The organism is Rhizobium sp. SL42 (genome assembly GCF_021729845.1).
Taxonomy (GTDB): domain Bacteria; phylum Pseudomonadota; class Alphaproteobacteria; order Rhizobiales; family Rhizobiaceae; genus Allorhizobium.
Genome location: NZ_CP063397.1, coordinates 1212994 through 1228381, shown reverse-complemented (window position 1 = coordinate 1228381; position 15388 = coordinate 1212994). Strand labels below are relative to the sequence as shown.

Here is a 15388-nt window from a genome sequence, read left to right as displayed (position 1 = left end):
ACGGGGAGAGGGGCTGGGTGAGGGACAGCCACAACGCTGGCGGGCGCTGAAGCCCCCTCAACCGGCCTTCGTCCGTCTTCTCCTATCGAGGGGGGAGAAGACGGTCAGAACGCGTCGGCGGCCATTTCCATCAGGCTGTCGGCGCCGGCTTCGATGCGGGTCTTGCGCAATGCGGTCTCCGGCATGACCTTTTCCATGTAGAAACGGCCGGTCAGCAGCTTGTTGCGGTAGAAATCGGCATCGCCGGTGCCCGCAGCAAGGGCCTCGTTGGCGGCCTTCGCCATCTTGGCCCACATGTAGCCGAGAACCACGACACCGAAGAGATGCATGTAGTCGGTCGAACCGGCGCCGGCATTGTCGGGCTTGGCCATGGCGTTCTGCATGAACCACATGGTTGCCGCCTGCAGATCGTTCAAGCCCTTCTTCAGGCTCTTGGTGTAGAAAGACAGGCTTTCGTCGGCACGGTTTTCCTCGCAGAAATCACCGATTTCCTTGAACAGCGCCATGACGGCGCGACCGCCATTGGCGCCAAGCTTGCGGCCGACGAGGTCGAGCGCCTGGATGCCGTTGGCGCCTTCGTAGATCATCGCGATACGGGCATCGCGGACATACTGGCTCATGCCGTGTTCTTCGATATAGCCATGGCCACCAAAGACCTGCTGGGCCATGACCGCATGGTCGAAGCCCTTGTCGGTCAAGACACCCTTCAGGATCGGCGTCATCAGGCCGAGGATATCGTCGGCGGTCTGCTTCTCGGCGGCATCGCCCGAGCGATGGGCGACATCGGATTTGAGCGCGGTCCACAGCGTAAAGGCGCGGCCGGCTTCGTTGAACGACTTGATGGTCAACAGCGTGCGGCGGATGTCGGGATGCACGATCAGCGGATCAGCCTTCTTTTCCGGTGCCTTGACGCCGGACAGCGATCGGCCCTGGATGCGTTCGCGGGCATAATTTGCTGCATTCTGGTAGGCGATTTCGGCGATCGACAGGCCCTGCAGACCGACGCCGAGGCGGGCCTCGTTCATCATGACGAACATGGCCGAGAGGCCCTTGTTCTCGGCGCCGATCAGGTAGCCGGTCGCCTCGTCATAATTCATCACGCAGGTGGAATTGCCGTGGATGCCCATCTTGTGTTCGATGGCGCCGCAGGTGGCGGCATTGTGGGCACCGACCGAGCCATCGTCACCGACCATGAACTTCGGCACGATGAACAGCGAAATGCCCTTGGTGCCTTCCGGCGCGCCCTCAATGCGGGCCAGCACAAGATGGATGATGTTGTCGGTCATGCCGTGTTCGCCGGCCGAAATGAAAATCTTCTGGCCGGAAATCTTGTAGGAGCCGTCCGCTTGCGGCACGGCCTTGGTGCGCAGCAGGCCAAGATCGGTGCCGCAATGGGGTTCGGTCAGGTTCATGGTCCCGGACCAGGTGCCCTCGACCATCTTCGGCAGATAGGTCTGCTTCTGGGCATCGGAGCCATGCACGAGAATGGCGGCAATCGCGCCCTGGGTGAGGCCCGGATACATCATCAACGCCATATTGGCGGACGACATATATTCGCCGACGGCGACATGCAGCGTGTAGGGCAGGCCCTGGCCGCCGAATTCCGGCGGGACGGCAAGGCCGAGCCAACCGCTCTGACAATAGGCGTCATAGGCTTCCTTGAAGCCCTTGGGCACGGAGACCGTGGCGTCGTCGTGGCGGGTGCAGCCTTCCTGGTCGCCGGAGAGATTGAGCGGGAAGAGCTGTTCCTCGGCCAGCTTGGCGGCTTCGCCGACGATCGCCTCGACCATATCCGGGGTCGCGTCCTCGAAGCCCGGCAGATTGTTGTACCGGTCGAAGCCGAGCACGTCGTTCAGGATGAAAAGCGTATCGTTTACGGGGGCCTTGTAGACAGGCATCGGGTATCTTCCTCCAAAGACATGGTTCCGAGATATCGGACTGGTTCCAGCTTATACAAATAATTGACGTGCGCGTAAACGTCAAAGTTTATGGTCGCCCGTATTTTACCGGTGGCGACCGGCACCCTCCCCTGCACCTTCCTCCCGCGGCACTTGCGCCGGCTGCTATTGCGCCCTTCAACCAGCTGCAACTTTGACTCAAACTCCGGCTGCAACTCCACGTTAGCAGCATGGCGCAAAAGTCTGAGCAAATCCTCTTCGAGGCGATCGAACGGAGTGCAGGCTGGCAGGTGCTGCTTGCGCGGGGCATTTCAGAGAAAGTTAAAGTTTTTTAGGGCCGGGTTAACGGCTTCTTTACCATGTTTCATGAAAGGTTGCTTTTGAAAGCTGGCGATCCGCGTGCCTTGCACCCGTCGCTGCCACGTCCTTCGGAAGCAACCGAAAAGACAGGCGGGACAAGAACAAGACGCTCGGAACAAAGGCTCGACAGCGGCAGACGCAGCCGAGCGGAGTAACCGTCGGCCATCATCGAAGCGAGCAGAACCATGAACGGATCTCGATCACCCTCTCAACGTCCCGGCGGCACATCCTCGCTGGACGCGTTGAGTCGTACCATCGAGGGTCTCGAAGCACGGATCGACGGACTGATCGGTCAAAGCGGACGCAACCGTCCGGTGGAAGAGCCGAAGTCGCGTGCGCCGGAGCCGTCCTCCAGGCCGCAGCGCGAGTTTCGCGATCCGCTGGCGGAAATCCGCGAACGCCAGCGCCTGCTGGAAGAAAGCCGCAATCGGGCGCCCGAGCGCACCCCCTATCGCAGCGAGACGGCCGTGCCTGCTGCACCTGCGCAACCCGCGCTGCGGGAACCAGCACCATCCTACCGCGAGCCGCTTCCGCCGCTGCGCGAACCACTTCCGGCTCTGCGCGAGACACCTCAGTCGCTGCGCGAGATGGGGGGCGACCGCTTTGCCACGCGCTCCGATCGCCGGGCCGAAATCGGCAGCCGTGACATTACCGAGGCGCTGCTTGGCCTGCGCCAGGAACTGAAGCAGGACATTGCCGAGAGCATGGCGCGCGAGATTGCCGGCCTGCGCCACGAGATGCGCAGTATCCGGGCACTGGCCGAGGAAAGCCGGCCGAACGAGGACATGCGCGCCGACTTCGCCAAGCTTGCCGACAGCATTCACCAGCTCGATGCCGCCAAGGCGCCGGGTGCCGACGGATTGCAGGCGGAATTCAACGAGTTGCGCTCGCTGATGGATGGCCTGGCCCGCGAGGATTCCGTTGCGCGCATGGAGCGTCGCTGGAGCGATGTCGAGGTGCGCCTCGGCGAACTCGACACATCGGCCATGCGCGAGGAGATCATCCGGCTCGCAGACCGGCTGGACGACATCAAGGCGCATCTCGGCACGATGGGCGACACACGCGCCATCAGGGCACTTGAAGAAAAGCTGATCACAGTCGCGGCCGCTCTCGAGCATATCGGCGCGCATATCGACCCGAACGAACGCATGGTGATGGAGCAGTTTGCCGGCATCGACATGCGGCTCGACGAAATCACCAGGGCGATTGCCGCCGGCAGCCGCACTGCGGCCGCCAGCACCGACACGGCCACCCTGCACCGCCTGGAAGACCGGCTGGCCGGCCTTGCCCGGCAGATCGAAGCGCTGAACGAACACCGCGACCCGCAGACGGATGCATCGGATGAACTGGCTCAGCGGCTTGAACTGCTGACGCTGCGCATAGAGCAGCTGTCGACCAGCCAGAGCACGGCCCCGCTCGAAGACCGCCTCGACCAGCTCTCCTACATGCTGGAGAGAACCCAGAAGCCGGTGCCGGCGCTTGAGTTGACTGGCTATCTCGCCGATATCTCACGCAAGATCGACGCACTCGACAGCGGATCGGTCAATGACAGGCTGGCCGACAGGCTCGAAGTGCTGGCACGCCGGATCGAGGAACTGGATCAGCCGGTTGCCGCCACAGCACAGATCGACGACAGCGCATTCCGCGACCTGGAAGACCGGCTGAACGCCGTTGTCTACCGGCTCGAAGAAACAAGCGCATCCGCGCCTGCGAGCGACAGCGCGAGCCTGCGCGGCCTGGAAGAGCAGATCGCGCATCTGTCAATGCTGATCAGCCAACCATCGAGCGACCCGGAAGTCGCGGGCCGGATTTCGGCTCTGGAAGACTATGTCGCCACCAGCGACGAATACATCATCGAAGCCGCCCGCCAGGCCGCCGAGACGGTGATGGCCAATTTCGCCCATCGCGGACCGTCTTCCGCTACAAGCACGGCCGACCTCAGCGCACTTACGGAACTTTCTGAACACCTGCGCCAGCTCGAAGACTTCTCGCGCAATTCGGAAGAGCGGACCCACCGCACGTTCGAAGCCCTGCATGGCACGCTGGTGCAGATTGCCGGCCGTCTCGACGAATTGCAGGACGGCGCCCAGAGGCATGAACCCGCTCTGTTTGCACAGGCCCCGATTGCCCAGCATCAGGACCGACGCCCGGAACCGGCGCACGCGGAGCCGGTACGCTCCGAGACTGTACGCCACCCGGTCATGGCCGAGATGGCGACGGCAACCGAAGCGGCCGTCACCGAAGCCCACCCGATCGATGCCGAATTGCAGGCAGCCGCCGATGCCTTTGCCGAAACGATGACGGCTCTGCCGGTCATCCAGGCTGCCAGAAACGAAAAGAAGCCGGCCAAGCCTAGCCTGCTTGCCGGACTGGGCAAGAAGCTCCTGCCCTCGAAGAAGGAGCCGAAGCCCGCCGAGGCCCGGCAGTTGATCGACCCGGTCCCCTCGATAGATCCGGTCGACATGGTTTCGGCCGATGAAGACAACGAGTTGCTGGAGCCAGGTTCTGGCGCACCCGACGTGCGCAAGATCCTGGAACGGGTTCGCGCCAGCCAGCAGGCACCGCGCAACGACGCCAGCGGCAAGGATGCCACGGATCGGACCGATTATATCGCTGCCGCCCGACGCGCCGCCCAGGCCGCCGCGATGGAAATGGACCGCGCGCAGAAGGCGCCGCCGGCGGCACGCGCCGTTGCCGGTACCAAGGCGAAAGCAACGGCTACGGGCGGGGAAAAGGCATCCCTCTTCGGTCGCTACCGCCGGCCGATCCTGATGGCCGTTGGTGCAATCCTGCTCGCGGCTATGGCAATGCCGCTGATCAATACGTTGACGCGCGACGACAGCGACAGCCAGCAGCCGGCGCCAATCGAGGCGCCTGCGGCAGACGAAAACAGCCAGATCGAGCCGGCGCCCGCCGCAACCGACACTGCGACCCTCGACACCACGGCTGGCGATGCGTCCACGACCATCGACACCAGTGCTGCCCCGACCGAGGCCGCAATGGCCGCTCCGGACCTTGAAACGACCGCTGCGCCGGAGGTGCCGGCAGCGACGACGCCTGCAGCAGACGCGATCGAACCGGAGATGCCGACGGCAAGCCCGGCAGTCGGCGAGACGCGGGCCGCGGCCGAACCGGCTGCAGCGCTGATGGCGCCGACGGAGACGGCACCGCCGCAGACGCTGGACAGCAATCCCGCACAGGCTGTCGAGACCTCGACGCTTACGCCGCCGCCGGCTGACGCCAAGGCTGCGCCGATCGTGGTTCCGGCGACGATCACCCCGCCATCGCTGTCGATTGCCGCCAAGGACGGCGACCCGGTCGCGCTGTTCGAAATCGGTGCGCGCTATACCGACGGTCGCGGCGTTGGCAGCGATTTTGCCGAAGCGGCCAAGTGGTACCAGCTTTCGGCCGATCGCGGCTTCGTGCCGGCGCAGTACCGGCTGGCCAATCTCTATGAAAAGGGCACCGGCGTGCCGCGCGACATCGCGACCGCCAAGCGCTACTACGAGATGGCGGCCAATGCCGGCAATGCCAGCGCGATGCACAATCTTGCCGTGCTCTTTGCGTCCGGCGCCGACGGCGCACAGGACTATGCCAAGGCGGTAGAGTGGTTCGAGAAGGCTGCCGAATTCGGCATTTCCGACAGCCAGTTCAACCTCGCCATCCTCTATGCGCGCGGCAATGGCGTGACGCAGGACCTGGTCGCTTCCTACAAGTGGTTCGCCGTGGCGGCCAAGGAAGGCGACAAGGATGCGGCGCAGAAGCGCGACGAGGTCGCCAATGCGATGAAGCCGGACCAGCTGGAGCGCGCCCGCGCCGAGGTGGACCTGTGGAAGGCAAAGCCGGTCGATGCCGACGCCAATACCGTCAACACACCGGACGAATGGGCCGGCAAGGGCCTGAAAACGGCCAGCGTCGACATGAAGAAGGCGATCTTCAACATCCAGGCGATCCTGAACAAGAACGGCTTCGACGCCGGCAAGCCGGACGGTGTCATGGGTGCCAAGACCGTGACGGCGATCAAGGCGTTCCAGACGTCGATCGGAGAACAGCCGACGGGTCATGTCTCGGATAAACTGGTCAATGCGCTGCTCGCACGCAACAAATGATGACACCGTCATAAAAGGCGGAAAATCAGGGCTTATGGGTGGCTGCAGAATTGACTTGCAGCCCTTGCGGGCGCAAGAAAAGACCAGCCTGGGATCAAATCCAATCAAGGACTTGCGCCCGTTTTAGACAAGTTGTGAAACGGGCCGCGATCCGGCCTCCAGAGATCCGCGCCAAGAGCGCGGATAATCGCATTTGAGGTCAGCGCGTGACGATCTATCTGCCGATCGCCGAATTGTCGGTGAATATCTTCATCATCCTCGGCATGGGCGCGGCTGTCGGCTTTCTCTCGGGCATGTTCGGCGTCGGCGGCGGCTTCCTGATCACGCCGCTTCTGATCTTCTACAACATCCCGCCGGTGGTCGCGGTGGCAACCGGGGCCAACCAGGTGGTGGCCTCCTCGGTCTCGGGTGCGATCACGCATTTCCGCCGCGGCTCGCTGGACATCAAGCTCGGCATCGTCCTGCTCATCGGGGGCCTGGCGGGAGCGACCGTCGGCGTCGTGATCTTTTCCTGGTTGAGACGGCTCGGCCAGCTCGACCTGATCATCTCGCTGCTCTACGTGGTCTTTCTCGGCACGGTCGGCGGCCTGATGCTGGCGGAAAGCCTGCGCGCCATGCGCCGGGCCTCGCGCAACGAAAGCATTTCCCTGAAGCGGCCGGGGCAGCATAACTGGGTGCATCGCCTGCCGTTCAAGATGCGCTTCAAGAAATCGAAGATCTATCTCAGCGTCATTCCGCTGATCGGCCTGGGCTTTGCCATCGGCATCCTGACCTCGATCATGGGTGTCGGCGGCGGTTTCATCATGGTGCCGGCGATGATCTATCTGCTGCGCATCCCGACCAATGTCGTCGTCGGCACGTCGCTGTTCCAGATCATATTCACCACGGCCTATACGACTGTCGTGCAGGCCGCGACGAACTTTTCGGTCGACATCGTGCTCGCCTTCTTCCTGATGGTGGCCGGCGTGATCGGCGCCCAGTACGGCGTGCGCGTCGGACAGAAGCTGCGCGGCGAACAGTTGCGCGCACTGCTTGGCCTGCTGGTCCTTGCCGTCGGCGTGCGTCTGGCGATCGAGCTGGTCGTGCCGCCGGACGACATCTATTCGCTGGCGATAGGGGGCTGACATGCTGAAGAAGCTGATCGCCTCCGCCTGTTTTTCCGCCTGCCTTGCCGTTGCCGTGCCGGCCGCAGCACAAAACCCGCTGGCGGCCGAGATCATCGGCCAGGAAACGCTCGACATCGGCACGTCGACCAGCGAAATCGCCATCACGTCTGACTTTTCCGGTGCCGACCTGACGATTTTCGGGGCGCTGGCCAATTCCGACCAGCTGCTGCTCGCCATCGGCCAGTATGACGTGGTGGTAACGCTGGAGGGACCGCGCGACTGGACGACGGTGCGGCGCAAGGAACGGCTGTTCGGCATCTGGGTCAACCGTACCTCGATGACCTTCGAACAGATGCCGACCTCCTATTCGCTGGCAAGCACCCGGCCGGTGAGCGAGATCGCACCCGCCGCGAAGCTGACCCAGCTCGGCATCGGCATCGAACACCTGGCGCTGACGCCGACCGGCTATCTGAGCAATGCCGCCAATCTCGGCGAATTCCGCGATGCCTTCCGGCGACTGAAGCAGACCGCCGGGCTCTACCAGGGTGACACGAACGGCGTGCGCTTCGTCTCGTCGAGCCTGTTCAAGGCGACTTTGCAGCTGCCGGCGAACATTCCAGACGGGGTGCATATGGTGCATGCCTATCTGTTCAAGTCGGGCGAGTTCATCACCGAACGGGAGCTGCCGCTGCGGGTGATCAAGACCGGGCTCGAGGATGCGATCACCCAGGCCGCCCACCAGCAACCGTTGTTCTACGGCCTGTTTTCGGTCATGCTGGCACTGATCACCGGCTGGCTGGCGAGCCTGATCTTCCGCAAGGAATGAGCCGGCTCAGCCGAGCAGATTGCCGTAGCGAACAGAATAGACCCGATCGCGGCCAATCAGATGGGCGATCAGCTCGGCGCGGGCAAAAAGACCGGTAAAGGCCTTGTGGCGCAGATCCAGGCCGCCGGTCAGGACGCCAAATGCCGGCATCAGCAGGCGGTTGCCATCGGTGGCGAAACACGGGCGGCGGACGGATTTTTCCCGGCGGCGCACGGTGGCGCAGGGATGAAGATGACCGGCGATCTCGCCCGCGCCATGGGCGAGCGACGGCTCGTGGCGGAAGGTCAGGCCTGACAGGGCGATCTCGTCGACAGACTGGCCGGGAAGGTCGGTGGTGCCGTCCGGGTCATGGTTGCCGTTGATCCAGATCCAGTCGCGGCCACGCGCCATGGAGGCGATCATCTCGCGGAACGGCAGCGGCATCAGGGCGGAGCCCACCCGGTCATGGAAATTGTCACCCAGGCTGATGACGGTCTTCGGCTGGTAGCGGGCGATCACCGCGTCGAGCAGCTTCAGGGTGGCGAGCGTGTCATAGGGCGGCAGGAGCTGGCCGCGACGGGCAAAGGACGCGCCCTTTTCCAGATGCAGGTCGGAGACGACGAGAAGGTCGAGATCGGGAAAATAGAGGGCGCCCGAAAGATCGGCAAACGCAAGCTGGCCGGCGATCACGAGGCTTGCGCCCCTTGTCTCATCCTGCTGTTCGCCGTGTGCCCGTGCCAGTCTGTTCATGTGGCTCTTCTAACGTGTTTCGATGCGGATGCCAGCCCTGTTCAGGCCACCCCTGTCACGCCAGGGCTTCGGCCATCAGATCTTCGGCGGCAAAGGCGAGCAGGTGTTCCTGGGCTTCGCCGGCCACGGGCTCCTTGCCGATCTCCATCATGACCGGCACGGCCAGCGGCGAAATCTGCTCCAGGCGCTTGTGCAGGATATGACCCTTGATTCGTTTTAGCATATCGGCAAGCCGGGCGATGTCCAAAAGTCCGGCGGCGGCATCCTGTCGCGTCGCCTGCATGAGGATATGGTCCGGTTCGTGCACGCGCAGAACGTCGTAGATCAGGTCGGCGGAAACAGTAACCTGGCGGCCGGACTTCTCCTTGCCGGGATGGCGCTTGTCGATCAGGCCGGCGATGACGGCGCAGGTGCGAAAGGTGCGCTTGAGCATCCAGCTCTCGTTGAGCCAGGCTTCGAGATCGTCGCCGAGCATGTCCTCGTCGAACAGATCGGCAAGGTTCAGCGCCTTGCGGACAATCATCGAGCCCATGTCCTCCAGGCCCCAGATCGCCAGCGCATAGTCTGTCGCGACGAAGCCCAACGGCTTGGCGCCCATGCGCTCCAGGCGGCGGGTGAGCAGCATGCCAAGCGTCTGATGGGCCAGCCTGCCCTCGAAGGCATATATGACCATGTAGAAGCGTTCGCCGCGCGGGAAGGTCTCGATCAACAGGTCGCCACGCTTCGGCAGGACGGACTTTTCCTGCTGCAAGGCGAGCCAGGCGCGCACCTGGTCGGGAAGGTTGGCGCGGCGGGACGGATCGTCGAGCATGGCGCGCACCTGGTCGGCGAGATAGGTCGACAGCGGGAATTTGCCACCGGCATAGGCGGGAATCTTCGGGTCCTGGGAAAAGGCATTCGACACCAGACACTCGTTGTCGCGGATGCCTTCGAAGCGCAGGACCTTGCCGGCAAAGAGGAAGGTATCGCCGGGCGTCAGCTGCTCGAAGAAATATTCCTCGACCTTGCCGAGCGTCATGCCGCCGCGTCCGATCGAACCGAGATGGTTGCGCTTGACCAGGCGGACATTGAGCATCGGCATCTCGACGATGGTGCCGAGGTTGAGGCGGTATTGCTGGGCGACGGCCGGATTGGAGACGCGCCAGGTGCCGTCGGCGGTGAGGCGGATGCGGGCATAACGCTCATAGGTCTTCAGTGCATAACCGCCGGTGGCGACAAACTCGACGATCCGGGCGAAAGTCTCGCGCGGAAGGGCCGCATAGGGCAAGGCACTGACCACCTCGCGGTAAAGGTCGTCTTCGACAAAGGGGGCGGCGCAGGCCATGCCGAGCACGTGCTGGGCCAGCACGTCGAGCGAGCCTTCGCCGACCGGCGGGGTGTCTTGGGCGCCGATGTAATTGGCATCGAGCGCCGCCTGGCATTCCATAACCTCGAACCGGTTGGCCGGCACGAGGATGGCGCGCGACGGCTCGTCCATGCGGTGGTTGGCGCGGCCGATGCGCTGGGCGAGCCGCGAGGCGCCCTTTGGTGCGCCGACATGCACGACGAGATCGACATCGCCCCAGTCGATGCCGAGATCGAGCGTCGAGGTGGCGACCACGGCACGCAGCTTGTTTTCGGCCATGGCGGCCTCGACCCTGCGGCGCTGGGATACGTCGAGCGAACCGTGATGCAGTGCGATCGGCAGGTTGTCGTCATTGACCGTCCACAACTCCTGAAACAGCATTTCGGCCTGGGAGCGCGTATTGACGAAAAGCAGCGTCGTCTGGAAATCCTTCAGCACCTTGTAGAGGTCGGGAATGGCATAGCGGGCGGAGTGGCCGGACCAGGGGATGCGCTCCTCCGTCTCCAGGATGGTGATATTCGGTTTGGCGCCGCCATCGACGGTGATCACGCCGGATTCCGCCGCTCCGTCCAGTGGCTGGGCGACCAGCCAGCGGCGCAGGTCGAGCGGTTCGGCGACGGTGGCCGAGAGGCCGATGGTCTGAAGACGAGGGGCAAGTAGGCGCAGGCGAGCGAGGCCAAGCGACAGGAGATGGCCGCGCTTGGAGGTGACCAGAGAATGCAGTTCGTCGAAGATGACGTAGCGCAGGTCCTTGAAGAAACGGCCGGCATCGGAATGAGAGATCAGCAGCGCCAGCTGTTCGGGCGTGGTCAGCAGAATGTCCGGCGGATTGAGCTTCTGGCGCTGGCGCTTGGCCTGCGGCGTGTCGCCGGTGCGGTTCTCTATCGCAATCGCCAGCCCCATTTCGGTCACCGGCTTCATCAGGTTGCGCTCGATATCGACGGCGAGCGCCTTCAGCGGCGAAATGTAGAGCGTATGGATTCCGGTGAATGCTTCTCCCGGCTTCCTGCCACCGCGTTCGGTCAGTTCGGTGAGCGCCGGCAGGAAACCGGCCAGGGTCTTGCCGGCACCGGTCGGGGCAATCAGCAAAAGGCTTTCGCCGGTGCGGGCGCGGTCCAGCAATTCGAGCTGATGGGCGCGCGGATGCCAGCCCTTGTCACCGAACCAGCGGAGGAAAGGAGCGGGCAGGAATGTCTCGGCGGCCTGATTCATCAACACACTGCCAACCTAGCGCAGTGGCGGCGAAAAAGAAGCGCATTGACAGGCGCAATAATCACGGATAATCATTATCCATGATTGGAGGCGGTGATGAAGCTCAGCGACGGCATAGAACAGGCGATCCACTGCATGACGATGCTGGCCAGCCTTCAAGAGGGCAGCACGCTGTCGGCCGCAGCCCTTGCGGAGTTTCATGGCGTGTCGCCGAGCTATCTGCTGAAACACCTGCAGGCCTTGTCTACGGCAGGGCTGGTCGGGACGGTCCCCGGCCCGAAGGGCGGTTATCGCCTCGGCCGGGCAGCCGATGAGATCACCCTGCTCGACATCGTCATTGCCGTGGAAGGACCACAGCCGGCCTTTCGCTGCAACGAGATCCGCCAGCGGGGCCTCAATCCCCTTCCCGCCCGGTATTTCGACAAACCCTGCGGGATTGCCGCCGCGATGCTGGCGGCGGAGCGGGCCTACCGCTCGGAACTGAGCAAAACCAGCATCGCGGATCTGATCAACGATCTGACGGCAACAGACGATGGGGGAATTGCCGCACGCGGCTGTGCCTTCCTCGACATCAACGAACGCAAAGCCGCCCGCTAGGCGTGCCCACCTTTGAAAGGAACCATCATGCATCCCCGTATCGATATGCAGAAGGCGGCGCCGGCCGCCTTCAAGGCCGTGCTCGGCCTGGAAACCTACGTCCAGTCCAGCGGCCTTGCCCGCTCGGAAATCCACCTGATCAAGCTGCGCGCCTCGATCATCAACGGCTGTGCCTTCTGCGTCGACATGCATGTGAAGGAGTCCCGCCATGACGGGCTGTCCGAGCAGTGGATCAACATGATGTCGGTCTGGCGGGAATCGCCGGTCTATTCAGCCCGCGAACGCGCCCTTCTCGGCTGGGTCGATGCCGTCACGAATCTTGTCGGCACCGGCGCACCGGACGCGGACTTCGAGGCCCTGAAGACGCATTTCAGCGAAGCCGAAATCGCCAACATCACGGTCGCGATCGGGGCCATCAATGTCTGGAACCGGCTCGCCGTCGGTTTCCGCTTCCAGCATCCGATCGACAAGCCGCGTGCGGCTGCCTGAGGCGGACCTCAAGAGGCCCATGGGGAGGCACGATAATCAAAAGGCGGCGCACTCTTATGCGCCGCCTTTTGACGATTGCCGGGAATGTGGCGATCAGGCCGCCAGGTCCAGCACGATACGGCCGTCTATCTGGCCCTTCTCCATGCGCTTGAAGATGTCGTTGATGTTCTCGATCTTGTCCCAGGAGAAATGCGAGGCCACCTTGCCTTCGCCAGCGAACTGCAGGCTTTCCTCGAGATCCTGTCGGGTGCCGACGATCGAGCCGCGTACGGTGATGCGCTTGAGCACCGTTTCGAAAACCGGCAGCGAGATGAAACCCGGAGGCAGGCCGACCAGGGCCATGGTGCCCTTCGAGCGCAGGAAGCCATAGGCCTGCTCCATCGCCTTGGGCGAGACGGCAGTGACCAGCGCGCCATGCACGCCACCGGTCGCCTTCTGCACCTGTTCGATCGCATCCTCGGCCGTGCCATTGACGACGACATCGGCGCCGAGTTCCCTGGCAAGTTTCAGCTTGTCATCGAAGATATCGGCGGCGGCGACATGCATGCCCATGGCCTTGGCATATTGGACGGCCATGTGGCCAAGGCCGCCGATGCCGGAGATGACGACCCATTCGCCGGGGCGCACTTCGGTTTCCTTCAGGCCCTTGTAGACGGTGACGCCGGCGCAGAGGATCGGGGCTGCCGCGCCGAACTCGAGATTGTCCGGCAGGCGGCCGACGAAATCCGGGTCTGCCAGACCATATTGGGCAAAGGTGCCGTTGACCGAATAGCCGGTGTTCTGCTGGCTGCCGCACAGGGTCTCCCAGCCGGTCCGGCAGGGATTGCAGCAACCGCAGGCCGTGTGCAGCCACGGTACGCCGACCCGATCGCCTTCCTTGATGCGCGAGACGCCGGCGCCGAGCCTGGCGACATAGCCGACACCTTCATGACCGGGAATGAACGGCGGATTGGGCTTGACCGGCCAATCGCCATTGGCGGCATGCAGGTCGGTATGGCAGACGCCCGTCGCCTCGTATTTCACCAGGATCTGGCCCGGACCGGGTTCGGGTATGGGATGTTCTTCAATCACCAGCGGCTTGCCGAATGCTCGCACCACCGCAGCCTTCATTGTCGATGCCATCATATCCTCCAGTCAAAATTGACGATTGCCCACTTGGCCGGGCCATACCCGGCAGGATTGTCCGGCGGGTATGGCGGCAGACTATGCGCGCATGGAGGGAGGGTGATTGATCCGTGTCAAAAAGGCGGGAATTTCATCGGACTGTCATGGAGGCAGCCGGGTCGGCGAAGGGCACTCCCTCCGCCGACCTCCGGTCACGCGAGATTCGTCTTGAGGAACGCGACGGTGCGCGACCAGGCCAGATCGGCTGCGGCCTTGTCGTAGCGAGCCGACGAGGTGTCGTTGTTGAAGGCATGGTTCACGCCGTCATAGACGAACAGCTCATAGGTCTTGCCATTGGCATCCAAGGCAGCCTTGTAGGCATCGATGCCGGCGTTGATGCGCTCGTCGAGCCCGCCATAGTGCAGCATCAGCGGCGCCTTGATCGACGGCACGTCCTCGGCGGGCGCCTGGGCACCATAATAGGCGACGCCTGCACCAAGCTCCGGCGAGGCGACGGCCATGCGGTTGACCATGCCGCCGCCCCAGCAAAAGCCGATCGCGCCGACCTTGCCATTGGTCTTGTCATGGCTGGCGAGGAAAGCACGTGTTGCCTCGCCATTGGCAACCGTTGCCGGCACGTCGAGCTTGGAGAACATTTCGCGGGCCTGATCCTCGTTCTCCGGCGTGCCGCCGAGCGGCGACAGGAAATCCGGGGCGAGCGCCACGAAACCTTCGAGCGCCATGCGCCGGGCGACATCGCGGATATGCGGATTGAGGCCGCGGTTCTCATGGATGACGATGACCGCCGGAAGCCTTTCGGTCGCGCCCTTGGGCACCACGAGATAACCCTTCATCTCGCCGCCGGCACCCGGATAGGTGATGTCCTGAGCGTCCAGGCGGTCGTCTGCTTCCGGAACGATGGTGGCGCCGGCCTGGTTGGCGGCCAGGAGCGGCAGGATGGCCGCGGCTGCGGCACCCGTGCCGGCGAGCCGGGTCAGCTTGTCCATGAAGCCACGACGATCGAGCGTCAGGTGGGTGTATTCATCATAGGCGTTGATCATCGCCTGGGTTATCTTCGGCTTGTCCATGTCCTTCTCCCACGTTGAATTCAACATCGGTGAAGATAGGCCCGCCGGCGGCCAAGCCCAGACAAAACTGCGTTACCGCAGGATCACGAAAAGGCCATCCAGGCGAAAAGCCAGACCCAGAGAACAACGAGCGTCGCAAAACCCAGACCAAACAGCGGCCGGCGCAGATGCAGCCGGTTGCCGAAGACATGCACATAGGCATGGGCATAGCGGGTTGCGACGAAGAACCAGGCGAGTACCACGGCGGGCAAGTTGTCGGCCTGCGTGATGTAGAGCAGGATCGAGACGGCATAGAACAGGATCGGCAGCTCGAACTGGTTGGCGATCGAGCTGTTGACCACGCGGCTTTCCTCGGGTTCGGCAAGGTTTTCGCGAAAGGCGATACGCTCGACCTTGCCGGAACGCACGACCTGGCTTCGGCGCAGGACCAGCAGGGCATAGAGGCAGAAGACGAGGAAGGCATGGGCGACCAGAGGCCAGAACATTTCGAAACCGGTCATGGAAAGGTCCTTGTTCAAATCACTC

General features: G+C 63.4%; 11 protein-coding genes. 5 read left to right on the top strand and 6 right to left on the bottom strand.

Annotation, left to right across the window (positions count from 1 at the left end; genetic code table 11):
• Nucleotides 1-104 precede the first annotated feature (104 nt).
• Nucleotides 105-1898, bottom strand: a complete 1794-nt coding sequence (locus IM739_RS05780; RefSeq protein ID WP_237370248.1) for an acyl-CoA dehydrogenase C-terminal domain-containing protein — start codon at nucleotides 1896-1898, stop codon at nucleotides 105-107.
• A 545-nt stretch (nucleotides 1899-2443) separates the two neighbouring features.
• On the opposite strand from IM739_RS05780, the gene IM739_RS05775 reads away from it, so the two are divergent.
• The 3 genes from IM739_RS05775 (at nucleotide 2444) to IM739_RS05765 (ending at nucleotide 8299) form a co-directional block, all read left to right on the top strand.
• Nucleotides 2444-6367 (top strand): peptidoglycan-binding protein, encoded by a 3924-nt coding sequence (locus tag IM739_RS05775; RefSeq protein ID WP_237370247.1) that lies wholly within the window; start codon nucleotides 2444-2446, stop codon nucleotides 6365-6367.
• Between the two features lie 206 nt (nucleotides 6368-6573).
• Nucleotides 6574-7491: a sulfite exporter TauE/SafE family protein gene (locus IM739_RS05770; protein ID WP_237370246.1), complete on the top strand. Its 918-nt coding sequence runs from the start codon at nucleotides 6574-6576 to the stop codon at nucleotides 7489-7491.
• Between the two features lies 1 nt (nucleotide 7492).
• A complete protein-coding gene (locus tag IM739_RS05765) occupies nucleotides 7493-8299 on the top strand; it encodes a TIGR02186 family protein (RefSeq protein ID WP_237370245.1) in 807 nt (268 codons plus the stop codon).
• A gap of 6 nt (nucleotides 8300-8305) precedes the next feature.
• On the opposite strand, the gene pdeM is transcribed toward IM739_RS05765, so the two are convergent.
• Both pdeM and IM739_RS05755 read right to left on the bottom strand, forming a co-directional pair.
• On the bottom strand, nucleotides 8306-9028 hold the full coding sequence (gene pdeM, locus IM739_RS05760) for a ligase-associated DNA damage response endonuclease PdeM (protein WP_237370244.1): 723 nt from the start codon (nucleotides 9026-9028) through the stop codon (nucleotides 8306-8308).
• Nucleotides 9029-9083: 55 nt separating this feature from the next.
• A complete protein-coding gene (locus IM739_RS05755; RefSeq protein WP_237370985.1) occupies nucleotides 9084-11585 on the bottom strand; it encodes a ligase-associated DNA damage response DEXH box helicase in 2502 nt (833 codons plus the stop codon).
• Between the two features lie 96 nt (nucleotides 11586-11681).
• Between IM739_RS05755 and IM739_RS05750 the strand changes: the two genes are divergently transcribed.
• Both IM739_RS05750 and IM739_RS05745 read left to right on the top strand, forming a co-directional pair.
• On the top strand, nucleotides 11682-12182 hold the full coding sequence (locus IM739_RS05750) for an Rrf2 family transcriptional regulator (RefSeq protein WP_237370243.1): 501 nt from the start codon (nucleotides 11682-11684) through the stop codon (nucleotides 12180-12182).
• A gap of 27 nt (nucleotides 12183-12209) precedes the next feature.
• Nucleotides 12210-12671, top strand: coding sequence for a carboxymuconolactone decarboxylase family protein (locus IM739_RS05745; RefSeq protein ID WP_237370242.1), 462 nt, complete (start codon nucleotides 12210-12212; stop codon nucleotides 12669-12671).
• A 93-nt stretch (nucleotides 12672-12764) separates the two neighbouring features.
• Here the strand turns inward: IM739_RS05745 and adhP are convergent, their stop codons facing one another.
• The 3 genes from adhP to IM739_RS05730 all read right to left on the bottom strand — a co-directional run bounded on the left by adhP (nucleotide 12765) and on the right by IM739_RS05730 (nucleotide 15363).
• Entirely contained in the window at nucleotides 12765-13793 is a 1029-nt protein-coding gene (gene adhP / locus IM739_RS05740) for an alcohol dehydrogenase AdhP (RefSeq protein WP_237370241.1), read from the bottom strand.
• Between the two features lie 194 nt (nucleotides 13794-13987).
• The gene (locus tag IM739_RS05735) at nucleotides 13988-14863 is read right to left on the bottom strand and encodes a dienelactone hydrolase family protein (RefSeq protein ID WP_237370240.1); all 876 of its coding nucleotides are present in this window, start codon (nucleotides 14861-14863) and stop codon (nucleotides 13988-13990) included.
• 83 nt (nucleotides 14864-14946) lie between these two features.
• On the bottom strand, nucleotides 14947-15363 hold the full coding sequence (locus IM739_RS05730) for an MAPEG family protein (protein WP_237370239.1): 417 nt from the start codon (nucleotides 15361-15363) through the stop codon (nucleotides 14947-14949).
• Nucleotides 15364-15388 lie beyond the last annotated feature (25 nt).